This is a genomic window from Pleomorphovibrio marinus, assembly GCF_003347495.1.
GTDB lineage: Bacteria > Bacteroidota > Bacteroidia > Cytophagales > Cyclobacteriaceae > Pleomorphovibrio > Pleomorphovibrio marinus.
The window spans coordinates 697,432-724,151 of record NZ_QCXY01000001.1 but is presented as its reverse complement, the minus strand read 5'-3'; the positions used below and the strand labels follow the sequence as shown (position 1 = coordinate 724,151).

At 43.9% G+C, this 26,720-nt stretch carries 21 protein-coding genes; 8 read left to right on the top strand and 13 right to left on the bottom strand.

Annotation, left to right across the window (positions count from 1 at the left end):
* Nucleotides 1–209 precede the first annotated feature (209 nt).
* Nucleotides 210–3,404 carry a VCBS repeat-containing protein gene (locus tag DB520_RS03075; protein WP_232834813.1) on the top strand — a complete coding sequence of 1,065 codons (3,195 nt, stop codon included), beginning with the start codon at nt 210–212 and terminating at the stop codon, nt 3,402–3,404.
* A gap of 40 nt (nt 3,405–3,444) precedes the next feature.
* On the opposite strand, the gene DB520_RS03070 is transcribed toward DB520_RS03075, so the two are convergent.
* The 10 genes from DB520_RS03070 to cmk all read right to left on the bottom strand — a co-directional run bounded on the left by DB520_RS03070 (nt 3,445) and on the right by cmk (nt 13,578).
* Complete coding sequence (locus DB520_RS03070) at nt 3,445–5,730, bottom strand: xanthine dehydrogenase family protein molybdopterin-binding subunit (RefSeq protein ID WP_114748162.1); 2,286 nt, start codon at nt 5,728–5,730, stop codon at nt 3,445–3,447.
* Between the two features lie 10 nt (nt 5,731–5,740).
* Complete coding sequence (locus tag DB520_RS03065) at nt 5,741–6,199, bottom strand: (2Fe-2S)-binding protein (RefSeq protein ID WP_114748161.1); 459 nt, start codon at nt 6,197–6,199, stop codon at nt 5,741–5,743.
* A 288-nt stretch (nt 6,200–6,487) separates the two neighbouring features.
* Entirely contained in the window at nt 6,488–7,105 is a 618-nt protein-coding gene (locus DB520_RS03060) for a DUF502 domain-containing protein (RefSeq protein WP_114748160.1), read from the bottom strand.
* A 102-nt stretch (nt 7,106–7,207) separates the two neighbouring features.
* Entirely contained in the window at nt 7,208–7,819 is a 612-nt protein-coding gene (gene nqrE / locus DB520_RS03055) for an NADH:ubiquinone reductase (Na(+)-transporting) subunit E (protein ID WP_114748159.1), read from the bottom strand.
* 12 nt (nt 7,820–7,831) lie between these two features.
* A complete protein-coding gene (locus DB520_RS03050) occupies nt 7,832–8,518 on the bottom strand; it encodes an NADH:ubiquinone reductase (Na(+)-transporting) subunit D (RefSeq protein ID WP_114748158.1) in 687 nt (228 codons plus the stop codon).
* A 27-nt stretch (nt 8,519–8,545) separates the two neighbouring features.
* A complete protein-coding gene (gene nqrC, locus DB520_RS03045) occupies nt 8,546–9,313 on the bottom strand; it encodes an NADH:ubiquinone reductase (Na(+)-transporting) subunit C (protein ID WP_114748157.1) in 768 nt (255 codons plus the stop codon).
* Nucleotides 9,300–10,502 carry an NADH:ubiquinone reductase (Na(+)-transporting) subunit B gene (locus DB520_RS03040; RefSeq protein ID WP_114748156.1) on the bottom strand — a complete coding sequence of 401 codons (1,203 nt, stop codon included), beginning with the start codon at nt 10,500–10,502 and terminating at the stop codon, nt 9,300–9,302. Before DB520_RS03040 ends, nqrC begins: the two co-directional genes overlap by 14 nt.
* 6 nt (nt 10,503–10,508) lie before the next feature.
* Nucleotides 10,509–11,873, bottom strand: coding sequence for a Na(+)-translocating NADH-quinone reductase subunit A (locus DB520_RS03035; protein WP_114748155.1), 1,365 nt, complete (start codon nt 11,871–11,873; stop codon nt 10,509–10,511).
* 115 nt (nt 11,874–11,988) lie between these two features.
* On the bottom strand, nt 11,989–12,888 hold the full coding sequence (locus tag DB520_RS03030) for a 4-hydroxy-3-methylbut-2-enyl diphosphate reductase (RefSeq protein WP_114748154.1): 900 nt from the start codon (nt 12,886–12,888) through the stop codon (nt 11,989–11,991).
* A 12-nt stretch (nt 12,889–12,900) separates the two neighbouring features.
* The gene (gene cmk / locus DB520_RS03025) at nt 12,901–13,578 is read right to left on the bottom strand and encodes a (d)CMP kinase (protein ID WP_114748153.1); all 678 of its coding nucleotides are present in this window, start codon (nt 13,576–13,578) and stop codon (nt 12,901–12,903) included.
* A 151-nt stretch (nt 13,579–13,729) separates the two neighbouring features.
* Between cmk and ade the strand changes: the two genes are divergently transcribed.
* Together ade and DB520_RS03015 are read left to right on the top strand one after the other, a co-directional pair.
* Nucleotides 13,730–15,355, top strand: coding sequence for an adenine deaminase (gene ade / locus DB520_RS03020; protein ID WP_114748152.1), 1,626 nt, complete (start codon nt 13,730–13,732; stop codon nt 15,353–15,355).
* 43 nt (nt 15,356–15,398) lie between these two features.
* Nucleotides 15,399–16,715 carry a sensor histidine kinase gene (locus tag DB520_RS03015; RefSeq protein WP_114748151.1) on the top strand — a complete coding sequence of 439 codons (1,317 nt, stop codon included), beginning with the start codon at nt 15,399–15,401 and terminating at the stop codon, nt 16,713–16,715.
* Here DB520_RS03015 and DB520_RS03010 read toward each other — a convergent pair.
* Both DB520_RS03010 and DB520_RS03005 read right to left on the bottom strand, forming a co-directional pair.
* Complete coding sequence (locus DB520_RS03010) at nt 16,709–17,689, bottom strand: YpdA family putative bacillithiol disulfide reductase (RefSeq protein WP_114748150.1); 981 nt, start codon at nt 17,687–17,689, stop codon at nt 16,709–16,711. The genes DB520_RS03015 and DB520_RS03010 overlap by 7 nt on opposite strands.
* 49 nt (nt 17,690–17,738) lie before the next feature.
* Nucleotides 17,739–18,497: an NRDE family protein gene (locus DB520_RS03005; RefSeq protein WP_114748149.1), complete on the bottom strand. Its 759-nt coding sequence runs from the start codon at nt 18,495–18,497 to the stop codon at nt 17,739–17,741.
* Between the two features lie 155 nt (nt 18,498–18,652).
* Here DB520_RS03005 and DB520_RS03000 point away from each other — a divergent pair, with 155 nt between their 5' ends.
* On the top strand, nt 18,653–19,039 hold the full coding sequence (locus tag DB520_RS03000) for a BlaI/MecI/CopY family transcriptional regulator (RefSeq protein WP_394340925.1): 387 nt from the start codon (nt 18,653–18,655) through the stop codon (nt 19,037–19,039).
* Nucleotides 19,039–20,772 (top strand): M56 family metallopeptidase, encoded by a 1,734-nt coding sequence (locus tag DB520_RS02995; protein ID WP_114748148.1) that lies wholly within the window; start codon nt 19,039–19,041, stop codon nt 20,770–20,772. The genes DB520_RS03000 and DB520_RS02995 overlap by 1 nt, the downstream gene beginning before the upstream one ends.
* A 626-nt stretch (nt 20,773–21,398) precedes the next feature.
* Here DB520_RS02995 and htpG read toward each other — a convergent pair.
* Nucleotides 21,399–23,282 (bottom strand): molecular chaperone HtpG, encoded by a 1,884-nt coding sequence (gene htpG / locus DB520_RS02990; RefSeq protein WP_114748147.1) that lies wholly within the window; start codon nt 23,280–23,282, stop codon nt 21,399–21,401.
* 542 nt (nt 23,283–23,824) lie between these two features.
* On the opposite strand from htpG, the gene DB520_RS02980 reads away from it, so the two are divergent.
* The 3 genes from DB520_RS02980 to DB520_RS02970 all read left to right on the top strand — a co-directional run bounded on the left by DB520_RS02980 (nt 23,825) and on the right by DB520_RS02970 (nt 26,713).
* Nucleotides 23,825–25,021 carry an alpha/beta hydrolase family protein gene (locus DB520_RS02980; protein ID WP_114748146.1) on the top strand — a complete coding sequence of 399 codons (1,197 nt, stop codon included), beginning with the start codon at nt 23,825–23,827 and terminating at the stop codon, nt 25,019–25,021.
* A gap of 109 nt (nt 25,022–25,130) precedes the next feature.
* Nucleotides 25,131–25,991, top strand: a complete 861-nt coding sequence (locus tag DB520_RS02975) for a type IX secretion system membrane protein PorP/SprF (protein ID WP_114748145.1) — start codon at nt 25,131–25,133, stop codon at nt 25,989–25,991.
* Between the two features lie 290 nt (nt 25,992–26,281).
* Nucleotides 26,282–26,713, top strand: a complete 432-nt coding sequence (locus tag DB520_RS02970) for a UPF0158 family protein (RefSeq protein WP_114748144.1) — start codon at nt 26,282–26,284, stop codon at nt 26,711–26,713.
* Nucleotides 26,714–26,720 lie beyond the last annotated feature (7 nt).

Here is a 26,720-nt window from a genome sequence, read left to right as displayed (position 1 = left end):
ATTTAATAAATAAGAGATGTAATTAATAAAGAAAAAAGTGCCGTTTTGAACGGCACTTTTTTTAATTTTAAGTGATGGTAATTAAAAATACGTGGAAAACTAGGCCTTTGTTGGTAGTGTGTCTAGTCTTTTGTTTATGTTTTTCCTTTGCCTGCCAAAAGGATGATCCCAATGCATTATTCACGAAAATGCCCTCCAAAAAGACGGGTGTGAGTTTCAAGAATATTGTCAAGGAATCGGAAGATTTCAATGTATTAACGTATAGCTATTTTTACCAGGGTGGAGGAGTTGCGGTGGGTGATATCAATAACGACGGTTTACCTGACCTTTATTTTACCGGCAATATGGTGGCCAGCAAGCTTTTTCTCAACAAAGGCAATTTCGAATTTGAAGACATCACCAAGCAAGCCGGTGTAGCTGCAGAGGGACTCTGGAACACAGGAGTCACCATGGTGGATGTAGATGGGGATGGCTGGTTGGATATTTATATTTGTAGGTCTGCGGCCAACGACCCCAATAACCGGAGAAACCTGCTTTTTATCAATAATGGGAATAACACATTCACCGAAAGTGCAAAGGAATATGGCTTGGATGATCCAGGGTATTCCACACAGGCCTCTTTTTTTGATTACGATGGGGATGGGGACCTGGATATGTTTTTACTCAACCATTCCACCCAGGAATTTGCGGGGTTCTCCAGAATAGATGGAAGTTTTAAGAAGCGGAAGGGGCAGTATTTGGGAGATAAACTTTACCGCAATGATGGGGGAAAATTTGTAGATGTAACCGAGGATAGCGGTATCATTAGCAATGTGCTCGGTTTTGGCCTTGCTGTGACCATTTCTGATATCAACCAAGACGGCTGGCTGGATATATATGTCAGTAACGATTATAATGAGGAAGACTATCTTTATATCAATCAAGGCGACGGTACATTCAAAGAGTCCGTTGACGACTATATGGGGCATGTATCGCTCTTCTCTATGGGTGCCGATGCAGCAGATATCAACAACGACGCATTACCTGACATTATCACCATGGACATGATGCCGGAGTTTAGCTTTAACCAAAAATCCATCATAGGCCCCGAAAATTATGACAAGTACCGGGAGCTTTTGCAAAAAGGGTTTTTCCCGCAAAGCATGCGCAATATGCTTCATCTCAACCTAGGAAATGGCTACTTCAGTGAGATAGGCCAATTTGCTGGTGTGGCACAGACAGATTGGAGTTGGGCGGTGCTAGCAGCGGATTTTGACAACGACGGCCACAAGGACATTTTTATTTCCAATGGGTATGAAAGGAATTACCTGGACATGGATTTTCTCAATTATATGGTTAGCGAACGCTTACAGCCCAACCAAATAGGAAAGGATGCCGCACTTATTGATCTTATAGAGAAAATGCCGCCTATCTATGTGGAAAACTACCTCTTTCACAATAACAAGGATTTGACCTTTTCCAATAGGGCCTCGGAATGGGGCCTTGGAGGGCTTAATGTTTCCAACGCCTCTGCCTATGCGGACTTGGATGGGGATGGGGATCTTGATTTAATCGTCTGCCATACCAATGAAGAAGTAAGCATTTACCGAAACAATTCCGAAAGATTATTTGAACATCACTATCTTAAAGTAAAACTGGAAGGTCAAGACGGAAATACCACAGGAGTAGGTGCTAAATTATGGGCTTATGCTGGGGAAGAAACCATCTTTCAAGAACAAATTCCCGTAAGGGGCTACCAATCCTCGGTGGACCATACCCTGGTAATGGGTTTGGGAGGAGTGAGTGAGCTAGACAGTCTTGTGGTAAATTGGCCCGACGGAGGCGAACAGATCTTTTACCAGGTAGGCACTGATCAATTACTTACCCTTAGCCAAGCTGAAGCCGCTTCGAAGGCTACGCTTAATCCTTCCCCCATTCAGAAGGTGGAGGTAGTAGAGGCAGAGGTGTTTGGTATTGATTTCAGGCATGAAGAGAGTGGTTTTCTGGATTTCACGCAGGATAGATTAATGCCAAATGCCATGTCGGGATATGGTCCTCGCCTGGCCATTGGAGATCTCAACGGGGATGGGCTAGAGGATATCGTCGCAGGGGGCGGAAAAGATCAGGCCACAAGGATATTTCTTCAGGAAAAAAGCGGAAGATTTCGGCTTTTTGAACAGCCAGATTTTGAAACAGACAAAGCGTTTACAGACACCGGGCTTGTACTAATAGACATTAATGGAAATGGGCATTTGGATCTCTATATTGGAAGTGGGGGTAGCGATTATCCAAGTGCCCAAGCGAATTACCTGGACAGATTTTATGTCAACGATGGCCGGGGAAATTTCTCCCGTTCACAGGATGCCATTCCTACCATTCATTCCAGTACCTCCGTGGTGGTGGCTGGGGATTTCAACGGGGATGGTTTGGAGGATCTTTTTGTTGGTGCTAGGTTTATTCCCGGCCAATACCCCTTGGCACCGGAAAGCCACTTGTTGATCAACAGCGGCGAGGGAAGGTTCCGTGATGCTACTTCTGAATTCCACCCCTCTTTGGGAAGAATAGGCATGGTGGCGGATGCTGCCATAGGTGACGTAAATGGAAATGGAAGACAAGACCTGATGATAGTGGGTGAATGGATGGACGTCACCCTATTTACAAATGTGGATGGAAAATCTTTTAAAATAGAGGATTTAAAACTTTCTGGAAATCCATTGCAGGGGTGGTGGAAGCATGTAGCTTTGGAAGACATAGATGGGGATGGGGACTTGGATATAGTACTAGGGAACCATGGGACGAATATCCATTTTAAGGCCAATGAAGAACAGCCTCTGCGCTTGATTTACAAAGATTTTGATGGAAATGGGTTTATTGATCCCATATTCACCTATTACCAAGCTGACACCAACGCCTTTGCATTTAGCAGAGATGAGCTGATAGGGCAAATCCCTAATATGAAAGGGAGATTTCCGGATTACCGGTCTTTTTCCAAAACGCCGGTGGAGGAATTTTTCCAAAAGGAGGATTGGAAGGGTGCGGATAGTTTAAAAGCGGATATGCTTTATTCCTTGGTAGGGTATAATAATGGTGAAGGTAAATTTGAGTTTCGGCCCCTTCCAAGGCCGGCTCAGTTTTCTCCCCTGTTTGCTTCGGTACTTTGGGACATGGATGGAGATGGAATCCTGGATTTGATCACAGGTGGAAATAGCAGCAGGGTACGCGTAAGCGTGGGCAAGCAAGATGCCAATCCCGGGTTTTACTTTTTAGGAAAGAAAGAGAATGGCTTTGATGTAGGTTCTCCAAGTTTTTCTAACCTTGGGATTCGAGGGGAAATCCGCGATATGCAGAAGATTACCATAGGGGGTGAAGAAATGGTCTTGGTGGCAAGAAATTCCCAAGGGCTTCTATTCCTAAGAAAAAAATAAGGAAGGGATAATTTCCCTTCCTTTCAAATGATGGTTTAAATTATACTTTAATTGGCAGTTCGTATATCCTTTTGCCCGTCATTTGATACAGTGCATTACAAAGTGCCGGAATGAAAGGCGGCACAGGGGGTTCTCCTACCCCAGTAGGTTTTTCTTGGCTCTCTATAATGTGCACATGGGTTTTTTTAGGCGCCTGAGGCATACGGATAATCTTATACTCACTAAAGTTGTTCTCCTGTACTTTTCCGTCTTTGAAGGTGATGGCGGAGGTGGCCAAACTCAGGGCAAATTGTGCTCCTCCCTCAAATTGAGATCTCACGCGATCCGTATTTACCGCTATCCCACAATCCACCGCATAATGTACCTCCGGGATGATAAGGTTCCCCTTACTGTCTTTTTCCACGGTTACGGTACACGCGACATAGGTGAGGAAGCTTTTATGGGCTGCAAACCCGATATACTTTCCTTCTCTTTTGGCATTCTGCCATCCTGAAGCCTCAGCCACTTTCCTTACCACATTTTTCATCCTTCCGGTTTCCCAAGGAAATTTGTCATATGGTTCTCCATAGTTGCCGAAGTCTCCACTAACTTCCTCCTCAAAGGAAAGCGTTTGATCATCCCCAAGTAATTCCAGGACTTGCGCAATGGGATCTATTCCTCTTTTTTCCGCCATTTCATCCAGCATGCAGCAAATGGCAAAGGCATGATGGATATTACTCACTGACCTTAACCATCCAATCCTTGTATGTGCCTTGGATTCATGAGACTCAAGACGGATATGTGGGATGTCATAGGGGAAGTCCAATGCTCCTAAACCCATTTCTCCATCCGAGGGATGCAATTCGTCCGGGTTGGAGGTTGCACCTATGGCCGGGAATACTGTGTGGTGGTTCCAGCTGTAAATTTTACCCGAACCATCCAGGCTTGCCTGTATGCGCTGTGCACTGTGGCTATGGTAAAAATCGTGATGCAAATCGTCTTCCCTGGTCCACTGCACCCTTACAGGCTTGCCCATGGCCTTGGAAAGCAGTGCCGCCTCCACAACAAAATCCGGTTTGGACTTCCGGCCAAACCCGCCGCCAAGCAGGGTTACATTTACCTTTACATTTTCGATTGGTAGGTCTAGGGCGGTGGCTGCTGCCTCCCTGGCCCATTGAGGGTGTTGGGTGGGAGCCCATAGTTCCAGTTTACCATCCGCATAATTAGCAATGGCTGCCGGTGGTTCTATGGTGCCATGGGCATAAAAAGGTGCCAAATAGGTTTTATCCAGGGAGTTTCCCTGCATTAAATTGACAGGGGCGAAATTTCCCCTTTCCCTTCTGGTTTTTCCTTCACCTCGGGTACTTTCCAGCATTTCGGTCAATTGTCCGTCCGAATCAAACTGTTGATTTTCTCCCAAGTCCCAATCGATTTCTAAAGCATCCCTACCTTTGATGGCTGCCCAAGTATTGGTGGCAAGTACTGCCACTCCCGGCAAGGGCTTGTCCAGACCTGGGGCTACGCCTTCCGAACCGTCTATTTGCAGGACTTCTTTTACACCTGGAATTTCCATGGCCTTGCTCTTATCAAAGCCCTTAATACTTGCTCCTACCACAGGGCTTCTGCCAATTACAGCAACAAGCATATCCGGAAGAGATACATCTGCCCCAAAGGTGGCCTTACCCATGACGATAGCTTTCAAGTCATAAATGGGAATATCTTTCCCAATCAACTTATATTCTGCAAAAGGTTTGAACTTAATTTCTCCCTCAGAGGGTAAATCCAATTTGGAAGCCTCTTCCACCAATTCTCCAAATGTGGCTTGATTTCCACTAGAAGAATGAATTACGGCACCATCCTTTGTCTCGCACTCTTCCACTTTCACATCCCATTGCTTGGAGGCAGCCTTTAGGAGCATGTGCCTGGCTGTTGCTCCAGCTTTTCGCATGGGATCATAAAACATCCTTATGGAGTAGGAACCGTCGGTATTCTGATCTCCGTACTTTTCTTCGTCGCCTACAGCCTGCTCAATCTTCACATTTTTCCAATCGGCTCCTAACTCATCGGCCAAGACCATGGGTAAAGTCGTTCTTATGCCCGTGCCCATTTCAGACCTATGGGCAACAATGGTTACTGTATTGTCCTTGCCAATGGAAAGGTAAACATTTGGGGCGAAGGTTTCTGTATCCTTGGAAGGCCCGCTGCATTTTAGGTTAATTCCTATCAATAAGCCCCCTGTTGCCAGACTGCCTAGCTTGAGAAACTCTCTTCTAGAAGGTTTGAAAAGGGTGCTTCTGTCCTTATTTATTGCCTTGTTAATAAAGGGAATATGTTGTCTGTTGTTCATGGCTTTGGGCTTAACTGGATTTAGAGACGGAAAGGATAGCGGATTTTATCCTGTTGTAAGTACCACAACGGCAGAGGTTGCCAGCCATACCCTGCTCTATCTCCTCTTCTTTTGGATCTGGGTTTTTCTTTAAAAGTGCAGCCGCATTCATGATTTGGCCTGTCTGGCAATATCCACATTGAGGTACAATGTACGCTGTCCAAGCTTCCTGCAGGGGGTGGTCACCATTTTCGGACAATCCTTCTATGGTCGTCACTTCCTTTTCACCCACAGAAGAAATTGGGAGGGTACAAGAGCGCACAGCCTCGTCATTTAGATGTACTGTACAAGCACCACACAGAGACTGGCCACATCCATATTTTGTCCCTTTGAGCCCTATGATGTCCCGAAGTACCCATAATAAGGGCATGTCTTCCGGGACATTGACTTCATGGCTTTTGCCATTCACTTGAATCGTATAGTTTTTCATCTGTTTATAATTGTTTTTTAATGGTCAGATGGAATGCCCAGAATAATCATCCCCCTGTGTGAGAATTCTTTCTCATGGGCATTTCATGGAAAGAAAGGTTGGGTTAATGAAATGAATACTGTCCAAAATGGTGTATATGGACACACCCTAGATAGATATTTTCGTTAGGTATTTTCCTTAATGGCAAGGAAAACATAAGCACTTGCCTTTAAATTCCAATCAATATACGTAAAATAGGGCATATTAAAAAAATAAGAATCCTTGAATATTGGAAATTAGGAATAGGATCTATACTATTTCCTCCTTTTCCAAGGGTCCGGCACCATCCCTGGTTTCAGGATGTTGGTAATAATTGAGCTGTGAAACCCCTCCAGACACGATAAATTTCATTATCTCTGTACTGTTTACATTGTTGAGTATGCGCACGTTTTCCCTAGGCACTAGGTACAGGTTGCCGCTAAAGTTATAGGAATGGGGAAAATAAACCGCTACCATACCAACTTCTTCCAAAACACCCAAGTCGTCCTGCGTCATGAATCCTAATCTGGACATGTTGTCAGATAGTTTTACGATGATGGGAGTATTGAACTTCTTTTTGTCTCCCACAAAAGCAGACATCAGGTCTTTTATGGAGGTATATAAGATGTTGACCAAGGGGATTTTAAAGACAATTTTTTCGATTTCGTCAAGTAGGGATTTCGTCAAAAACAAGCTGGTCATATAACCCACCCCCGTAATGATAAGTAGCATCAGCAGGATGCCCAAGCCTGGCACACTGATAGGTATGATGTTGTCCAAAAACTGTACTACCAGAATGATGATGTATCCAGTGACAAAAAATGGCACCACAAGCAAAAGTCCCCGGAAGAAATAACCTAGGATCCGTTTAGAGGTAAAGTCCGACATTGTTTCCAAGATGTTGATTCAAATACATGCCTTAAAAACTATACCAAAAAAAACCCTGTCCGAGCGGGTCGAACAGGGTTTTATCAATGGGGATATTAAATGCTATAAATCTATACCCATAAAGGACATAAAGGCGATGCCCATAAGCCCGGTAATGAGCATGGTGATACCTAGGCCTTTCAATCCGTTTGGCACATTGGAGTACTTCAATTTTTCTCTGATGGCTGCCAAGGCAACAATGGCGAGGAAAAAGCCGGTACCTGACCCAAAGCCATAAACGGCAGATTCAGCCAATGTATAATCCCTTTGGGCCATAAACAAGGAGCCACCTAAAATGGCACAGTTTACTGCAATCAGAGGCAAGAAAATACCAAGTGCACCATATAAAGCCGGTGCGAACTTTTCCACTATCATTTCTACCAATTGCACCATGGCCGCAATAACGGCAATAAACATGATGAACCGTAGAAAACTCAGGTCAACGGTTGCGAAATTCTCTCCCAAGAAGGCTAATGCTCCTTCCTTTAGGACAAACTCGTTGAGAAACCAGTTTAGGGGCACAGTGATGGACAATACGAAGATTACCGCTGCACCTAGACCTAGTGCTGTACTTACTTTTTTGGAAACGGCCAGAAAAGAACACATTCCCAAAAAGTAAGCGAAAACCATATTATCTATAAAGATAGATCGAATTCCTAAATTAAATAATTCCATTCTTTTTGAGATTTAATGTTCTACATAACCAGTCTTGGTACGCTGTACCCAAATGATAAGCCCAAGGATGATAAATGCACCCACGGGTGTCACCATTAGGCCATTGGTAGCCAACTGGAAGTCTTCTCCAAAAATTCCAGAAACGGCATCAAAGATAGGTACTCCGAATAGCGAACCGGACCCCCATAGCTCCCTGAAAAAGGCTACTGCCAAGATGATCCAACTGTAACCCAAGGCACTTCCGAAGCCGTCTAAAACAGAATCGTAAGGTTTGTTGCCCAAGGCAAATGCCTCTAACCTACCCATAACGATACAGTTGGTGATGATAAGTCCCACAAAGACAGAAAGCTCTTTGTACATATCGAAGGCGAAGGCCTTCAAAACTTCATTTACCAATGTCACCAAGGTGGCGATCACGGCTAACTGTACAATTATCCTCACCCGTGTGGGGATTTTGTCTCTCAGTAGGGAAATGGTGAGGTTGGCCATCACCATTACAAATATCACAGACAGCGCCATCACCAGGGTTGGTTGCATTTGGGTGGTCACCGCAAGTGCAGAACAGATCCCCAATACCTGTATGGTAATAGGGTTATCGTCAACCAAAGGGTCGCTAATCAGCTTTTTTCTCCTTTTGGACAATAAAGCTTCTGCGTCTTTTTTTATTTCTTCTTTCTTTTCGGCGGTTTCTGTACTCATAATAAGATTGTATTGAAACGTTCTCGATTAGTTTAGGGCAATCTCTTTTTCGTCTTTTTTGCGGTTGAGGTAGGCCTCATAATGACTCATGTAGCTCCTGATCATTTTGTTAACCCCTTCAGCGGTAATGGTGGCTCCGGAGAGTCCATCCACCTTATGAGGATCATCAGAATAATCTCGGCCTTCCCCTTTCTGCATGGAAACAGATTGTAGAGATCCTCCTTCGTCGTAGATGGTTTTCCCGGTAAACCTGCTTTGAACGTCTGATGAAGTGATTCTGGCTCCAAGACCAGGTGTTTCACCAGCGTGGGAGAATGTAACTCCCTCTATAGTAGATAAATCCGTTTGCAAGGCAAGGTATCCCCAGATGTTGTCCCAAAGTCCATTTCCATACACAGGAAGGATATATGCGATAACTTCTTCTTCATTTCCATCTTCATGGTAAATAAACACTGGATACAGCCTATCTTCCGGTGCCCTTTTATAGTTTTTGCCTACATCCACGGTTTCCGCATTTACGGGCGTTCCGTCCTTGTCTTCCTCCACCTCTTCACCTTCAATATTCACTACTTTAGATGCGATCCGGCTATCATAGAATGCTTCTATTTCTTCATCCTTCATGTTCCTGATCTCAGATGGTTGCATCACCGCTCCCAAAATCTGCTTTTTGGTATCGAGTTCCTCGGCCTTCTTTTGTATGGGTCTAAGCACCTCTGATGTCCCAGAGAGCAATAAACCCAAAATTACGGTAAGGATTACACTAAATGTAATCACATAAGCATTAGACTGTTGCACGTTGTAACCTCCTTTTTTTGTTTCCTAATACTACATAGTGGTCAATAAGCGGAGCAAAAACATTCATAAACAGAACGGCCAACATAATACCCTCCGGATAGGCGGGGTTTGTGACCCTGATTACTATGGTTAGGATTCCGATCATTGCTCCGTATATCCATTTCCCTTTTTCTGTCTGCGCGGCAGAGACAGGGTCAGTGGCCATAAAGACAATTCCGAAGGCGATTCCCCCAATTACCAGGTGGTAGTGGGCAGGTAAGGCCATAAATTCATTTACTGCAAGTAGTTGCATAACTAAGGCCATCACATAAGCCCCTCCGAAGGCACTTAACATCACCTTCCAACTGGCCACTCCTGTAAGCAGGAGTATGGCCGCTCCTATCAATACCATCAAGGTAGATGTTTCTCCAATGGAGCCCGGAATAAACCCGAAGAACATATTCGCAAAGCCAAACATTCCCTCCATTATGGAAGAATTGTGTTCCGCCAATTCGGAAACGGCGTTGACACCATCCTGACCAGATTGGTAGGTTACTGCCAAAGCAGTAGCACCAGAAAACCCATCTACCGGTGTTTTGTCTCCAATATAAGTCCACACCTGGTCACCTGAAATTTGAGCAGGATAAGCAAAGTATAAGAACGCCCTTGCAGTCATAGCAACGTTAAGGATGTTCATTCCAGTTCCTCCAAATACCTCTTTTGCAATAATTACTGCAAAAACCGTCGCCAGAGCAACTTGCCACAAGGGGATGGTAGCAGGCACTACTAAGGGTATCAACATGCCTGTAACAAGAAAACCCTCGTTAATGGGGTGTTTACGGACTACCGCAAAGATTGCCTCCACCAGCCCTCCAGAAGCATAGGAAACCAATACGATGGGCAAAACCAATTCCAGTCCCAACAACACTTTATCCCCGAAACTGGCATCTTCTCCCACTGCCAGGAAATGCATATGTCCGGTATTGTAAATACCAAAGAGCAAGCAGGGGATCATGGCAATCACCACCGTGATCATCATCCGTTTAAGGTCTATGGCGTCTCTTACTTGGGCACCTCTTGCAGCAGTTGTATGGTTAGGAGTAAACATAAAAGTCTCTCCTGCCTCATACAAATAATACAAGTTTTCCAATTTGCCACCTTTCTGAAAAAGGGGCTTCTGTTTATCTAACAGGTCTCGTAAAAACTTCATATTGTATTAACTATATTGTATCAGTTCTATACCTTTTCTAACTAATTCCTGGACAGGGTGTTTGGACACATCTACAAATTCGCAGAGAGCCAAGTCTTCCTCTATGACTTCATAGATGCCCAGTTCCTCCATGTCATCATAATCCTCTGCCATGATGGCTTTAAGCAAATAGACCGGAAAAATGTCCATGGGAGTTACACTTTCGAAGACACCTGTTTGTACAAAGGCCCTTTCTTCTCCCCTGGTGTTGGAGTCCAGCACATATTCCTTATTGGGAAATAAGAAGGAAAGGAGACCTAAGGCCTTGTGGTAACTCAACTTCTCAGCTGTGGGCTTCATCCACCCCAGGAATTCGTAGTAATCCCCTTCAGGGATCACCGAGATTTGATGGTCGTAATAACCGATATACCCATCTCTGTTGATTTTTTCTCCGGTGAGCACATTACCGGAAACCACTCGTACATGTTCATTTTTCAAGTTGCCCTTTACGAAACTATCCACGCAAGCCCCGAGATAGGTGGCGGTATATACAGCATCCTTTACTTCAGAACCGGTAATGGCAATTACCTTGGAGGCATCGTAGACGCCGTTGAGAAATAGCTTTCCGATTTGTGCAACACCAAAAGGATTTACTGTCCATACCATCTCCCCTTTATTAATGGGGTCATGGTGGTGGATGTGAACGCCCACGTTGCCAGCAGGATGGGAACCCGTGTACTTGGTTATTTCCACGCCTTTGGTCTGGGCAAAAACTACCGGGGTTTCTTTGCTTCCGTCAAGCCCAAGGTGGACCTTTCCGGTGGTAAGTTTTTTGAGGATTTCTATCCCTGCCTGGAAGTATTGCTCCTGGCCCTTAAGCAGCATGCCATAGTCCGGAGCAAGTGGATGTGTATCGAAACCTGTAATGAAAATGGATTTGGGATTGTCATCCGGGTTGGCGACGATGCCAAAAGGACGTTGGATGATCTGTGGCCATACACCTGCTTGGGCCATATGGTCCACTAATTTCTCCTTACTGGCGGCTTGTAAATCGGCTTCCGAATATTTCTCAAATTGTACGAAGGTGTTTTCCTCATCTGCAAGGATCTTGATTTCCAACAATTTTCGTTTCTCACCCCGTTTTACTTCAACCACTTCTCCTGATATAGGAGCCACAATCTGAACCTTTTCCATCTTCTTGTCATACAAGATCGGGGTACCTGCTTTCACGGTATCACCCTCCTTAACCAAAACCTTAGGTCTTTGCATCCCTACAAAGTCAGTTGGCTTTATGGCGAAGGTTTTGACAGAAGGAAAGGACTTAACTTCCGTTTTGGCCTTTCCTGCCAATTTTATATCAAACCCTTTCTTAAGCTTAATAAGTTTCGACATATTTTTAATTTATAACTGAATAATCTTGTTAAAAACGCCTCAAATCTAATAAATTACATCAGTTTTGAGAAGATAATTCTGTGAATATTAAGAGTCCTAAAGGACTTTTATCTGCTTATTCTGTTAAGATATATTCGCCGGATTTAGAAAGTATATACTCTTTCACCCTTTCCATTAACCACATTGGAGTGGAAGTGGCACCACAGATGCCAACTTTGTCTTCCGGGTAAAACCAATCCACATTTATATCTTCTTCGCTCTCCACAAAATAACTCCTGTGATTGATTCCTTTACATACTTGGTAAAGGGCTTTTCCGTTGGAGCTCTTTTTCCCTGCCACAAAGATGACTACATCGTTTACTTTTGAAAACTGCGTCAATTGCGGTTCTCGGTTGGAAACTTGTCGGCAAATGGAGTCATTTGCGTTAAAGTCCACCTCTGTTAAACTTCCTTTGGTAGCTTTTATTCTTTCCTCAATCTTTTCTTTCAACTCATAAAACCCTTTTGTGCTTTTGGTAGTCTGGCTGAAAAGGGTCACTGGACGTGTAAAATCTATGCTTTCAAGGTCCTTTTCCTCCATCACTACCAAGGCCTTTTCCAAGGTTTGACCCGTGAGCCCTATCACCTCGGCATGTCCCTTTTTGCCATAGATAACGATTTGCCCTTTTTCCCGTTCCATCTTATCAAACGCGGTCTTCACCCGATGCTGTAGCTTCAGCACCACTGGGCAGGAGGCATCAATAAGTTCAATGTTGTTTTCGATAGCCGTTTTGTAAGTCTCCGGTGGCTCTCCATGTGCCCGGATAAGTACCTTACAATTGCGAAGGCATTTCAACTGCTCCCTGTCTATCACAACAAGTCCCTTGCCGCTCAGGCGCTTCACCTCCATGTCATTATGGACGATATCCCCAAGGCAGTAAAGCTTATCGGAATCACGCATCTCGTCCTCTGCCATCTGTATGGCATATTCAACGCCGAAGCAATACCCTGAGTTTTTGTCTATCGTAACTTCCATTTCGAATTCGATTCAGTTCATTCTCTCTTTGGCAAGATTAAGGATGGCATTTACCTGCTCATCAAAGGCCAAGTTACTGGTGTCTAGCTCCACAGCATCCGCTGCCTTTTTGAGCGGGCTTTCTTCACGAGTACTATCTTGTAAATCCCTGTCCGAAAGGTTTTGTTTTATAAGGTCCAAGGAAACTTCCTTGCCTTTTTCCAGCATTTCTTTCTGCCTTCTCTTTGCTCTGATATCCAAGTCCGCAGTCATAAAAACCTTGAGCTCCGCATCGGGAAAAACCACCGTGCCGATGTCCCTGCCATCCATTACTACCCCTTTGGCCTTGCCCAGTTTACGCTGCATATTCACCAACTGTACCCTTACTTCCTTTATCTTGCTTACCCTACTTACTTGGGTATTTACCTCCATCCCACGGATATCCTCTTCTACATCTATCCCGTTTAAGAAAACCTTTTGTGCTCCACCTTCACCATTGACCCTGAATTCAAGCTGTAGTTGGCCTATGGATTGCTTTATTTCGTCAAGATTGTCTAAATTGGTGGATTGCTTTAAAAAATGAAGGGTTGCACTCCTGTACATGGCACCTGAATCAATATAGGTGTATTGAAGAGCTTTGGCCACCGCTTTTGCCGTTGTGCTTTTGCCACAACCGGAAAATCCATCAATCGCTATTATGATTTTTTTCATTAAAAGTGAAACAGAAATATGGCCATTATTGAACATTCGGGTGCAAATATAGTGGTTTTAATTCGATTATGGGAATATCTGGGGAGCTAATGGAGTTTTTATTTACCCCGTTAAGGAAGGACTTTCACTCAACTTGAATAACTAGGATAGAATGGAAAACAACAATTTTAGCATAAAAGGCCAATTGGTTGACATTTTTGAGCGAAGCATTTATCCGGCAGAGGTAATTGTCAAAAACAACAAGATACACAGTATCATCAAGTTAGATGATGCGCCCAGGGTATTTATCTTACCGGGCTTCGTGGATGCGCATGTGCATATTGAATCTTCCCTTTTAGTCCCCTCTGAATTTGCCAAACTGGCGGTGGTCCACGGCACAGTAGCCACCGTATCAGACCCTCACGAAATTGCCAATGTTTGTGGATTGGAGGGAGTGGATTATATGATTGAAAACGGCAAAAGTGTTCCACTGAAATTTTATTTTGGTGCCCCCTCCTGCGTGCCAGCTACCTCCTTCGAAACTGCTGGCGCAAATTTTGGGCTAGGGGAAACCGAACAATTGCTTTCCAGACCGGAAATTTGCTATTTGGCTGAAATGATGAACTGGCCAGGTGTAATCCATAAGGACGAAGAAGTGATGGCAAAATTGGCCTTGGCTAAGAAATTCGGTAAACCCATAGATGGACATGCCCCAGGCTTATTGGGAGAAGAGGCGGACCGTTATGCAGCAGCAGGTATAAGTACCGATCATGAGTGTTTTACCTACGAGGAGGCGCAAAATAAAATAAGGTTGGGAATGAAGGTAGCCATAAGGGAAGGTAGTGCGGCCAAGAACTTCGAGGCATTGATCGACTTGATGGACAAGCATCCGGATCGCCTAATGTTTTGCTCCGACGATAAGCACCCTGACAGCTTGTTGGAAGGGCACATCAATCAACTTGCGGCAAGGGCTTTGGCAAAGGGGAAAGATATTTTTGACGTGCTCAGGGCAGCTTCCCTAAACCCAGTGCAGCATTACGGACTAGATGTTGGGTTATTACGGGTAGGGGATCATGCGGATTTCATCCTAGTCAGGGATTTGTTGGATTTTGAGGTGGAAGCCACCTATATCTTTGGGCAATTGGTCTATGAGAAAGGTATAAATTATATTCATTCGGAAAATAATAAAATTATTAATAAATTTGATATTGGAAAATTAAGTACAGACGAATTTTCATGCAAAACAAAGGGGGGTAGTTTAAATGTTATTGTTGCCAAAGAAGGTCAATTAATGACAGATTGGGAAAAAATCCCAGTTAGAAATGGAGGTTTGCCGGATTTACAAAATGACATATTGAAAATAGCCGTAATCAACAGATATCAACAAGCAGCACCTTCCTTAGCCTATATTCGAGGATTCGGCATTAAAAAGGGTGCCATTGCTTCTTCGGTGGCACACGATTCCCATAATATTATAGCAGTGGGTAGTAGTGATGAAGCCTTGAAGGAAGCCGTAAATGCTGTAATTGAGACCAAAGGGGGCTTGTCGGCCTATGATGGAGGCTCGCTTAAGTCCCTACCCCTTCCAGTAGCTGGCCTTATGTCCTCAGAGGATGGGTATGAAGTGGCCAAAACCTACATGGAATTGGATAAGATGGCCAAAGGTATGGGGAGTAAATTGGCTTCTCCCTTCATGACATTGAGTTTTATGGCCCTTTTGGTCATTCCTGAATTGAAATTAAGTGACAAAGGACTTTTTGATGGTCGCAAATTTAAATTTGTTTCAGTCTTCGAATGATCAGATAGCTAATGAGAAACGGGATAATAACTTCGATTAGTAGATGATCAAGGCCCTAAAAAAACTACTTTTTTGGCAAGAGACCATTTTGATGGAGAAGTGGGTATTCAACCTCACCCTTGGGATTTTGACTGCTTACGTTTTTATATTGGCTGTATATAATTTTTTTATCAGTCAATTTGCCATTTCTATAGCAGCCTTTGTTATTTTACCAGTTCTCTGGTGGATATGGTACCAGCTTAGAGTAAAGCAGAGGTACCAGTTGGCATTGTGTATTTTTGGTGGGCTGACCTATCCTGCAATTGCTATCAGCTTCTTTCTCAAGGATGGGATATCAGGCCCAACAGTATATCTCTTTTTCATTATGCAACTGGTGCTGGTATGCATCTCTCCCACTAAATTAGCCTATTTCTGGACCTTGGTCAACCTTGTGTTTTTTATGGTTTTATTTTACATAGGCCTTTTTTATGGGGATAGGATATCCAACCATTACGGGGATGATAATCTGGTTTATCTGGATCACACCTTTATCTACATTGCATCCATTATAGGACTGACCTTTTTGGTACTTACCCTTAAGAATTTTTACTCCGTGCAAAAAAGGGATGCAGATATCAAGAAAAGGGAACTTGCAGTAGCTAACCGGGAACTATCCAATGCAAACCTTCAAAAAGACAAGATCATTGCTATCATTTCCCATGACCTAAAAAATCCCCTGATGTCCATACTTCAGGCCTTGGAGCTAATCAATTCTTCCCATGACCTTACCAAGGAAGAAATCTCCTTTCTTCACGAAGAGTTGCTAAAAAGCACCAAAAGAACGCACAATCTGCTAGAAGACATCCTGGAATGGTCCACCCTTGAACTCAAAAACCAAACCAACAAGGTAAAGGCCATCGATCTAAAGACCTTGTTCACTGATACCCTTGGCATCATGAACACCATCGCTCACCAAAAAGGCTTGGAACTTGAGGTGGAATATGTGAACAACCCCGAGGTGCAAATCGAAACCGACCGGCTCTTGCTTATAGTGAGAAACCTCATCCAAAACGCCATAAAATTCACCAAGGAAGGAGGAAAGGTAAAGGTAACCATCAACCACAATGAGCAGGAGGCCTTGATTAAGGTGGAAGATACGGGAATAGGAATTCCGGCAAACAAAATCAGCGGTCTTTCTGAATTGGAAGTAAAATCTACTTTTGGAACGGCAAACGAAAAAGGAACGGGTATGGGCTTGTACCTTTGTTATCAAAATGCCGGCAAACTTGGGGGAAAGATAAGCGTGACCAGTAAAGTAGGGAAGGGAACTACTTTTATTCTGGCAGTGCCCTTGAGCTATCAATTACCCAATCCTCATTGAGCCTGTAAGGTTTTCTTCTTGACGATATCACCTATTATGGATTCTGCATGTACAATGGTGTTTTCAATAAAAAACTCCCTGGTATTCAATCCTCCACATACCACCCCTGCCAAATAAAGACCCGGTACATTGGATTCTTGGCTGTTTCCGTCTAAACAAGGGCGTTTTCGCTCATCTAAGCTCAGTTCTACGCCTAGTTGGTCCAACAGAGCGAAATTGGGCCTGTACCCTGTCATGGCTAGTACAAAATCATTTTCCAAAGTTAGTTCCCCTTCTGGAGTGGAAATTGTGACAGTACTTTTTTCAATGGATTTTATAGTGGTATTGAAATGGGCTTTGATGGAACCCTCCTTGATGCGGTTTTCGATATCCGGAAGTACCCAGTATTTTACGGTTTGGTCGATAGTAGGCTTCATTACCACCATGGTTACATCTGCCCCCTTCCTCCAAGTCTCTAAGGCCACATCCACAGCAGAATTTCCCCCTCCTACCACAATGATCTTTTGACCAATATAGGGCCAGGGCTCTTTATAGTAGTGGGAAACCTTAGGAAGGTCCTCGCCAGGTACGTTCATCTTGTTGGGCAAGTCGTAAAACCCAGTAGCCAGTATCAATTTTTCGGTATAGTATTCGTCCTTGCTGGTGCTAACCCTAAATCCCCCTTCCACTTTTTCCAGCGATTTCACCTCCTCGTAGAGGTTAATCTTCAGCTTGTAGTGCTTTACTATCCTGCGGTAATATTCTAGTGCTTCGGTTCGGGTTGGTTTGTTGGCAATAGACATAAAAGGGATGTTGGCCATTTCCAACTTCTCCGAGGTGGAGAAAAACGTCATGTTGGAGGGGTAATGAAAAATAGAGTTGGTTAAGACCCCCTTTTCCACAATCAGGTAATCCAAATTGCTTTTTTGTGACTCTATTCCACAGGCTAGGCCAATTGGGCCTCCACCTACTATCAAAACTTCCAATTTTTTCATTTGTTAATAAAGCGTTAAAAGGGCTAAGTAGTTCCAATTAGCCCCGTGATTAGAGGGATTTAACCCCAAATTCCACTGAATTCTCTTCTAGCTTTGGAATGAATCTTCGCTCCTTTATCCTCACCTTCCCGTCATGCCCCCAAAGTAGGGCCGTGGTGTTTACCGTACCATAATAATTCTTCACTTCTATAAACTGGGCCGAAACTGCCTTTTCGTGTTGGTATTCCAATCCTGTCTTTGGGAGGAACAAGTCTTCAACGGTATCTTTGGATTGAAGCTGTTGTAACAAACTATCCAAACAGAGCTGAGTTGCATCTGTTTTCTTGGACAGCTGGGCCTTTGCCGCGGACAACTTTGGCCAGGGTACATTTAACAAAGCATTACTCAATCCATGCAGACCACTTGGCACCTTCAAGTTACCTTCCATGTAATTGGAGGAATAATACATTTCTTTTCCCTCGGCTACCAGTAGATTATAACCATTATAATCAAATTTTTTTGATTCCAGCTCCTTAGTGTATTCTTTGGGGCCCAGATTGCCTGTAAGAAAGTTTTTCACCAAATCACCACGGCTTTGGGACATATTCAGTTCATTTGGAATATCCCTATAATTGGTAAGCGCAGCAAATTTTCCGCTTGGATGAAAACCCATCCAGGTACCTCCCGCTTTTAGGTCTTTGCCCGCATAAAATCCTTCCTCCCATTTGTGCAGACCCTGACTCGGCCTGTCATAATATTCATCCCGGTTGGCTACTAGCACCAATTTATAAACGGGATGATCCATCCATTTAAACGCAATCAAACACATATCCCTCCATTAAGTGCCGACAAAAGTAGAAAGTTTCAAATTGAGTACAAATTTTAACAAAATTTAATACGAATTAAATCGTAAAGGATTTTTGATTACGACAAGAATCGTATATTTTTGCTACGAAATGCATCGTATTAAAGTTTTCAGAAGATATGAATATAACGAACAAGCCCACCGCTGCCGAACTTGAAATCCTCCAAGTGCTTTGGAGTGAAGGAGAAGCCAGTGTAAGGGAAGTGCACGAGATATTAGCTGTAAACAAGGACACAGGTTATACCACCACTCTTAAATTGATGCAGAATATGCACTCCAAGGGCTTTTTGGCAAGGGAAGAGGAAGGCAGAAGCCATATTTACCGGCCATTGATTAATGAATCCGACACCCAAAATTCCCTGGTCAGGACCTTTATGTCTGCGACGTTTGGCGGATCCTCTAAGAAATTGGTAATGAAGGCCTTGGGACAATCCAATCCCTCCAAGGAAGAAATTAAGGAAATAAGGAAATTCCTCGACCAACTTGAAAATAACCCCAAACCCTGATGGAAAAGTTACCCGTTTTCATTCCTCCGCATTGGATAGAGGCCCTGGGCTGGACCCTGCTGCATTCTCTTTGGCAGTTTGCCCTAATCGCACTGGTAGTTGCCCTAGTTACTGCCCTGCTGAAAAACAGCAAAGCCGCAGTAAGGTTTAATATAGGCTTCGCAAGCCTATTGCTGATGTTGTTGGTGTTTGTGGGTACTTTAATCTATGAATTCCAACAGGTACAATTTCCCCTATTGGTAGTAACGCTACCGGAAATGCTTAATGACAAATCTGCCTTGCCGATGGAGACTGGGCTGCTGGGGTATGTAAATGTCTTTTTGCTACGCCTATCCGGATATATTCCAGCCTTGGTAAATATCTGGCTGTTGGGGGCACTCGTTTTTGTGATAAGGCTGGCTGGTGATGTGGCGGCATTCAACCACTTGAAAAAGCAACCCTCCCAGCCCTTGCCCTCCTTCTTTTCCTCAGCCTTGGGTCGTATTCAGCAAGGCCTATCCCTTTCTGTTTCTGTAAGGATAGGGGTGCTGGCTGAACTTTCCTCACCTGTCACCTTCGGTATGCTCAAACCTGTGGTGCTCTTTCCTGCCGCCTTGGCCCTGCAGATGGATTCCCGGCAGTTAGAGGCCATATTGGCCCATGAGCTGGCGCACGTGAAAAGGATGGATTTTGGCAGCAACCTAATACAGTCCTTTATGGAGGTGCTCTTTTTTTACCACCCTGGCTTCTGGTGGCTCAACCAGCAGCTCAAGGAGACCAGGGAGGAAGCGGCAGATGAAATGGCGCTTGGTGCCGGAATTTTGCCGGAAGACTTGGCCAAAGGCCTTGCCCATGTGGCAAATCATTCTGCCGAACAAACCCCGGCGTTGGTACTCGCAGCACAGGGAAAAAACTTCCCCTTGTTAAATAGGATCAAAAGAATTCTTGGGTACAAGGTACCCTATCATCCTTCACCTCTAACTCCTTCCATCATGATCACCATGATAATAACCCTCCTGGTAATAAGCTTAGGCGCCTTTACCTTGGAAAAGGAGGAGGGCCATTGGCCCTTCACCTCCATTCATCAAGAAATCGACATTTCCTCCCCGGTACCTGAAATCAGGGATATGCTAAAGGAACAGGATCCAAAAGTAGGATCCGCCATTGGGGGCTTCCTATCCCCCAACAGCAGATCCCTGAGGGATTATCATGAGGAAGGTAAAGATTCCAATGAGCAGGTTGCCGGCCAAGACTCCATCAATAAAAGAAACAAGACCATTGTGATTTATAAGCAAAAGGTAGCAGACAGGGATTCTTTGCCACCGGGGAAACTGGAATTGACAGCGCTCCCAGCACCACCCATAGACCTTTCTTTTTTGGGACAGCTTTCTACTGATTTTAAATTGGACAGGCATTTTGGGGATAGCCTGGGGAAGGCCATTTCCAAAATCGTGATGATACAGATGGACAGCAGTCCGGACGGGGAGAAGATGCGCATGAAAATGGAGGCCAAGCTGGAGGCGCTGCAGGAAAAACTGGAGATTTCCCAGGAACGCATGGCCGAGAAGCAAAAGGAAATAGCGGAAAGAATGGAGGTTTGGCAGCAGGAAATGGAACCCAAGTGGCAGGAGTATGCCAAGCAAATGGAGGCTTGGAAACTGGAAAACGACCCCAAGATCCAAGAATATGAGGAAAAGATGAAAGCATGGGCGGAGGAGTTTGCCAGAAAGATGGAGGAAAGGTTTAAGCCTTAAAAGCGTAATAGAAAATTTCCTTGTAAGCACAAAAATAACCAGCAGGCTTTTAACTCCATAAGCCTTAGGCTTGGTAGGGGAATTACAAAGGCCGAGTAATTCAAAAAATGCACGAACCTTAAAAAGGTAAGGAAGTCCTATATTGTGCACAGTTGGGGTTCAATCCACGGTTTCAGAGTGGAAGCATGGAAATACCAAGTGTGTTAGGTACGGCTGATGTCCTAACCATGGGTTTCAACCAATGGATCTTCCAATGAAACACGAAAAGACAAAGTGCCAAAGGCAGGACCGATATACCCGGTGCATCGGGAAAAGAAAGGGGTTACCTCTTTGATGGAGTTGGCTACGGGGCATCAATATAGTACCTGCCTATCTGCACTGTGTGGATCGGTGGTTTTTCAATTTTGCATCAATATATTAGGGCATAGAGCATAGAACCAAAAAAGCTCCCTGTTTTAGGAGTTACCAATATAGTAACTCCTAAAACAGGGAGCTTATGGGGCCTAACCTCTTTAGTGGTTTTTGAGAAATTATCATTCGACCCCAGATCTCCAGGTTTTTTTACTTGGTAGGTTTATTAAGTAAAAAAACTATTCCAAAGTCCTAAAACTTTGGAATAGTTGCCCTTAAATCAAATCCACGCTTCTTTTTACAAAGGCCGTAAGATCCTTGCCTTTAAGCAGGCCTTGGGATAGCAGGGCCAGGTCGAAGGACTGCTTGGCCAATTTGAGTTGGCTTTCTTCGTCTTCCGTCTTGAGGATCTTGTCCACCACGGGGTGGTTGCCGTTTACGCCCACTTTGTAGTTGTCCGGCATAGCACCGTAGAAGCCCATGCCCCCTCCGGTTTGCGCCATATCCTTCATCCTTCGCATAAATTCGTCCATGGTCACTGTGACCGGGAGTTCCTCCGGGCTTAGGCCTTCCACTTCCACTGAATAGGTCTTATTGTCGATGGCTTTTTCGAAGATCTCCTTTACTTTGGTGGATTGCTCCTCACTAAGCAGGTTGGCGTAGCCATCGTCCTTTTTGATAAGCTTCTCCACCACGTCGGAATCCACCCGCTTCAGTTGGGTTTTTTCCAGCTTGCCCTCCAGGTGCTGGATAAAGTGGCTGTCTATAGGCGAGTCCATCTGGAGCACGTCATAGTCCTTTTTATAGGCTGACTGGATAAAGGCATCTTGCTTATTGGTATCGGTGGCATACAGATAGATGGTCTGCTCGTCCTTGTCGGTCTGAATGGCCTTTACCTTATCCTTGTATTCCTCAAGGGTGTAATGCTCCCCTTTGGTGTTTTTCAGAAGGGTGAAATCCTTTCCTTTTTCGTAGAACTTGTCCTCGCTGATCATGCCGTATTTTACAAAGAGGCCAATGTCCCCCCATTTCTCCTCGTAGGCTTTCCTGTCTTTTTTGTACAGTTCGGCCAACTTGTCTGCCACCTTTTTGGTAATGTAGTTGTTGATTTTCTTTACGTTGCTGTCGGCTTGAAGGAAACTTCTGGAGACGTTCAACGGAATATCCGGGGAGTCGATCACCCCGTGCAGCAGCATCAGGAATTCCGGCACGATGTCTTTCACCTCATCGGTTATAAAGACCTGTCGGCTAAAAAGCTTGATCTTGTTTTTCTGGAGCTCAAACTCGTTTTTGATCTTGGGGAAGTAAAGCACCCCGGTGAGGTTAAAGGGGTAATCCACATTCAGGTGTATCCAAAAGAGGGGATCCTCGCTGAAGGGATACAGTTCTTTGTAGAATTTCAGGTAGTCCTCGTCCTTGAGGTCGTTGGGGGATTTTGTCCAGATGGGAGTGGTATCGTTGATGATGTTGTCCACTTCCACGGATTTCCACTTGGTGTTGCCTTCCTCGTCCTTGCCGTCTTCCACGCTTTCGCTTTTCTTTTCGAAGCGTATGGGTACGGGGAGGAACTTGGCGTATTTATCCAGGATTTCCTGGATTTTGTGTTTTTCCAAAAATTCCTCTGAATCCTTGTTGATATGCAGAATCACATCCGTGCCCCTGGTCTTTTTGTCTCCGGGGCTGATTTCAAACTCGGTGCTACCGTCGCAGACCCACTTGGCGGGCTCGGCTCCTTCCTCTCGGGAGAGGGTGTGGATTTCCACCTTGTCGGCCACCATAAAGGCCGAGTAGAAACCAAGGCCAAACTTCCCGATAATTTCGTTGGCGTCCTTGGCTTCCTTAAACTTCTCCACGAACTCGGTGGCACCGGAGAAGGCGATCTGGTTGATGTACTTTTTGATTTCCTCGGCAGTCATGCCTATGCCCTTGTCCGACACTGTGATAGTTTTCTTCTTTTTGTTGAAGCTCACATCAATGGTGGTGTCCCCAAGGTCTCCGCTGTATTGGCCCAGGGAGGCCAGCCTTTTGATTTTCTGGGTGGCATCCACGGCATTGGAGACCAGTTCTCTTAGGAAAATCTCGTTGTCTGAATAGAGGAATTTCTTGATGATGGGGAAAATATTCTCGGTATGGATCGAGATGGTACCTTTCTCCTGCATGGTTACGCTATTTTATGAAATGAAACAATTCTTTACCTTAAACAAGATCGGATTATCAAGACATGTTCCAATTTTGAATTTCTGCCAAATTGGCATAACCAATGCCGATTGAATAAATAATATAGGATCGAAAACAGATGATGGAGCATTGTTTTTGGAACAGGGCATTTGTCGATCTGTTAAAACTTGTAATGTCATTGGTTACATCTACTTTTTAATTTCCAATCCCGAAGTGTATGTTCCAAATCTTGGCGGGGACTTTACAGCCCCATATTATGGATTTTCCTTATTTATCTGTTACCGGACTATTGCTTGTAAAAGAAGTAATTATGATGGCTGCCGGACTTATTTCTGCATCGGACTCTTCAAGGAGGTTTTAAAGAGAATAAAAAGCCTATAGTCGTATTTAGTATTACTTAATCCACAAATATTTAAAATAAACAAAAAAATTTCTCCTCCTTACTAAACATTCAGAGCCTAAGACAGTTAAGATTTTAATATTGCTATTTTATTTATTTCAATTAACCCAAAAATAGGCACCTATGTTGAAAAAAAGCAAGAAAGTGGTATTTTCAGCATTTCTACTCTGGTTTTTTATATCAAGCTGCACAAATGAAGAATCCTTCGCTCCTGCAGAGCGAGGTGTTATTGTGGAAATAATTGAAAGAGGAAGCCTGAGCAGAGACGAGATAGTATCCAGGATGAATGAACTGGATGGAGGTACAGTTGCTCAATATGGTGTTGAATTTTATGCGCTGACCTATAGAACCCAATACATGGGAAGACCTATTGATACCCGTGGGTTGATTATTGTGCCTCAGGGGGTAGATAGAGCCGATTTACTAATGTACACCCATGGTACTGAATTGCCTTCTGAAATATTAGGAGCCAATGATATTTCGCCTTCCAACTACGCCGGGGAAACAGACAAAAACAGAGATGTTAGAAATATGGGGCTGGGTTGGGCCTCCGCTGGCTACACAGTTTTTATGCCAGATTATATAGGTTATGGCATCACGATAGGCACCGATCATCCCTATATGTATATGGAAGAAATGTTTGTTTCCAATATGGACGGATTACTGGCCGCAAAACAATTTATCCTGAATAACACAGAGTTGTCCTATGACAACAGATTATTCCTTGCCGGTTGGTCACAAGGTGGTGCGGCAAGTTTGGCTACGCACAGATTCGTCCAAGAACAATACCCTTCCGAATTTAATGTATTAGGAAGCTCGCATTTGGCTGGCCCCCATAACTTTGAACGTTTTCATAATGATAAGATGGGAAGAGCGGGTGAAGAAGTATTGATTATGCCTATATTTTCTTGGGCAGTTTATTCGATCAACAAGTTCTCAGAACTAAAGCGTCCTACAGACCAGCTTTATAACTATCCGGTTTACGACCAGATGTCATCCATTCTCACCCCTTCTTCTGATCCTGAAATAGTGTTCAAGCCCTATTTTAGAACAAACCTACTTAATGGGAATGATGTAGCTTATGAAACTGTTTTGCAACGCAATTCCAACCATGAGGGCTGGTTGCCTACCGGAAAAGTCATCTTGCATCACGGTGACGATGATCAGATTGTCCCTTACTATAACTCCATCGACGCCAGAGACGGTATTCTTGCGGCTGGAGGTGAAGTTGAGTTTTACACTTACCCAGGGGGAGGCCATACATCAGAATTGGGGAATTTTATTATCAATACCACAACAGAATTTAATTTGCTTAGATGAAATCGAGCCTGTCCTGACGGCAGTCAGGGTATGACCAAGACGACACACAGAGGGAGGATTATTGAACATTCGAGATTCCATCTGACCATTAAAAAACAATTATAAACAGATGAAAAGACTTTTATTATTTGCTTTTTGCACTCTTCTGCCAATATTCACCATGGCTCAGTACAATATGCGGCCAAGCGCATACCAGCAGGACATGCTATTTTACAACCCGGCTTCACTTCCTGAAATGGGAGAGGAAAGCCAACGGCTATTGCTCTACAGCCGCTCCAAAATCGTTCCCGAAAATGAAGGCATATGGGAAAAAAGCCCAACATTCTATGCGGATTATTTGAGCATAAATGAAGATAAGAATTCCTACTTCACCGTTGGTTATATGAATGATAATTACTCTTTTTTCAGTAGAAACTCTCTATATGGTGGGTATGGTAAAATTATCTCGCTAGGGACTAATAGTAATTTGACGTTAGGTGGCAGGCTTGCTTTACATTCAGATATAGTCAATTGGTCCGACTACCAATTGCCCCACAATGAGACAGGGCGTTCGTTCCGGCTTTCGCCAGATATGGATTTGGGGGCTCAATTTCAATGGAAAGCATTTAAACTTGGAGCCTCCTATAGAAATACAATAGGAGTAACCCAGGAATTGGATGATGAAGGTTTTATAACCACCCAAAGAGCCTTTGTTGTGAATACATCTTATGATTTCGCAATTAATGATAGGTTAATAGTAGCCCCGTATGTGCTTTTGTATACCGAATTAAAAACGGAAATAGATGCCGGGGTTTTTCTGAGTTACGACAAAAAAGTAAATTTCTCCTACCTGCTTAGGATCAATGAATTAAGGAGTATTTTTACTTTAGAAGGGCGAATTTACCGAGGCCTATCTATTGGTGCTGCTTACGACCAATCCCCCTTACTTCCAAGCAATAATTTAGATTTTTTTGTGAGGTATTTTTTCTGATAATTGTTTTCAAAAACACACAGTTAAAATTGAGCATGACGCAAGCAACACAGTGGTGGATGCCCCTCGAATAGCTATAAGGGTTGAGAGATTCCCCTGAGAGTCGGGCAGATGTGACCTTTAAAAAGCAAATTATAATCCTATGAAATCGAGCCTTTCCTGACGGCAGTCAGGGCATGACGAAAACGTCACACACTGGGATGCCCCGATAGCTATCGGGGAGATGCGAGATTCCCCCGAAGCGAGTTCGGGGCAGGCTATATGGCCTTTAAAAAACAAATTATAATCATATGAAATTAACTGAAAAACAAATAGAAGAAATTGCGGAAAATCTGGATTGCGGTATGAGATGCTTTTATAATCTCAAGACTGGCGAAATAAAGGCATTTCTCGATTCGGATAGTTGGATTGGGGCTGACGAAGAACTATGGGAGGAAGAAGCTAATGAAATTGATGCAAATAGGGCTGATTTTTTTGAATTCGATAGATTTGATTCTCATGAATCCTTTCAAATAATGGAGGATTTTGCAGAGAGCATGGAGGATAATGGACTTCGAAAAAAACTGATTAACGCATTAAACAGGCCGAAGCCTTTTCAGAATTTTAAGTGGCAGATTGATAACTCTGGCGAGTATCGGCAACAGTGGTTTGATTTCAAAAAAATGCGTTATATTCAGTGGGTTAAAGAACAGATTGATTTAAATAACCAGAAATTTAAATAACCCAGAT

What these genes read in the sequence shown, in the direction of transcription:
- DB520_RS03035 (WP_114748155.1), bottom strand. Translation starts at nt 11,873, where the DNA reads ATGTCGAAACTTATTAAGCTTAAGAAAGGGTTTGATATAAAATTGGCA.
- DB520_RS03005 (WP_114748149.1), bottom strand. Translation starts at nt 18,497, where the DNA reads ATGTGTTTGATTGCGTTTAAATGGATGGATCATCCCGTTTATAAATTG.
- DB520_RS03000 (WP_394340925.1), top strand. Translation starts at nt 18,653, where the DNA reads ATGAATATAACGAACAAGCCCACCGCTGCCGAACTTGAAATCCTCCAA.
- DB520_RS02970 (WP_114748144.1), top strand. Translation starts at nt 26,282, where the DNA reads ATGAAATTAACTGAAAAACAAATAGAAGAAATTGCGGAAAATCTGGAT.
- htpG (WP_114748147.1), bottom strand. Translation starts at nt 23,282, where the DNA reads ATGCAGGAGAAAGGTACCATCTCGATCCATACCGAGAATATTTTCCCC.
- DB520_RS03065 (WP_114748161.1), bottom strand. Translation starts at nt 6,199, where the DNA reads ATGAAAAACTATACGATTCAAGTGAATGGCAAAAGCCATGAAGTCAAT.
- DB520_RS03050 (WP_114748158.1), bottom strand. Translation starts at nt 8,518, where the DNA reads ATGAGTACAGAAACCGCCGAAAAGAAAGAAGAAATAAAAAAAGACGCA.
- DB520_RS02995 (WP_114748148.1), top strand. Translation starts at nt 19,039, where the DNA reads ATGGAAAAGTTACCCGTTTTCATTCCTCCGCATTGGATAGAGGCCCTG.
- cmk (WP_114748153.1), bottom strand. Translation starts at nt 13,578, where the DNA reads ATGAAAAAAATCATAATAGCGATTGATGGATTTTCCGGTTGTGGCAAA.
- DB520_RS03070 (WP_114748162.1), bottom strand. Translation starts at nt 5,730, where the DNA reads ATGAACAACAGACAACATATTCCCTTTATTAACAAGGCAATAAATAAG.
- DB520_RS03010 (WP_114748150.1), bottom strand. Translation starts at nt 17,689, where the DNA reads ATGAAAAAATTGGAAGTTTTGATAGTAGGTGGAGGCCCAATTGGCCTA.
- DB520_RS02975 (WP_114748145.1), top strand. Translation starts at nt 25,131, where the DNA reads ATGAAAAGACTTTTATTATTTGCTTTTTGCACTCTTCTGCCAATATTC.
- DB520_RS03030 (WP_114748154.1), bottom strand. Translation starts at nt 12,888, where the DNA reads ATGGAAGTTACGATAGACAAAAACTCAGGGTATTGCTTCGGCGTTGAA.
- nqrE (WP_114748159.1), bottom strand. Translation starts at nt 7,819, where the DNA reads ATGGAATTATTTAATTTAGGAATTCGATCTATCTTTATAGATAATATG.
- DB520_RS03015 (WP_114748151.1), top strand. Translation starts at nt 15,399, where the DNA reads ATGATCAAGGCCCTAAAAAAACTACTTTTTTGGCAAGAGACCATTTTG.
- DB520_RS03060 (WP_114748160.1), bottom strand. Translation starts at nt 7,105, where the DNA reads ATGTCGGACTTTACCTCTAAACGGATCCTAGGTTATTTCTTCCGGGGA.
- DB520_RS02980 (WP_114748146.1), top strand. Translation starts at nt 23,825, where the DNA reads ATGTTGAAAAAAAGCAAGAAAGTGGTATTTTCAGCATTTCTACTCTGG.
- DB520_RS03040 (WP_114748156.1), bottom strand. Translation starts at nt 10,502, where the DNA reads ATGAAGTTTTTACGAGACCTGTTAGATAAACAGAAGCCCCTTTTTCAG.
- ade (WP_114748152.1), top strand. Translation starts at nt 13,730, where the DNA reads ATGGAAAACAACAATTTTAGCATAAAAGGCCAATTGGTTGACATTTTT.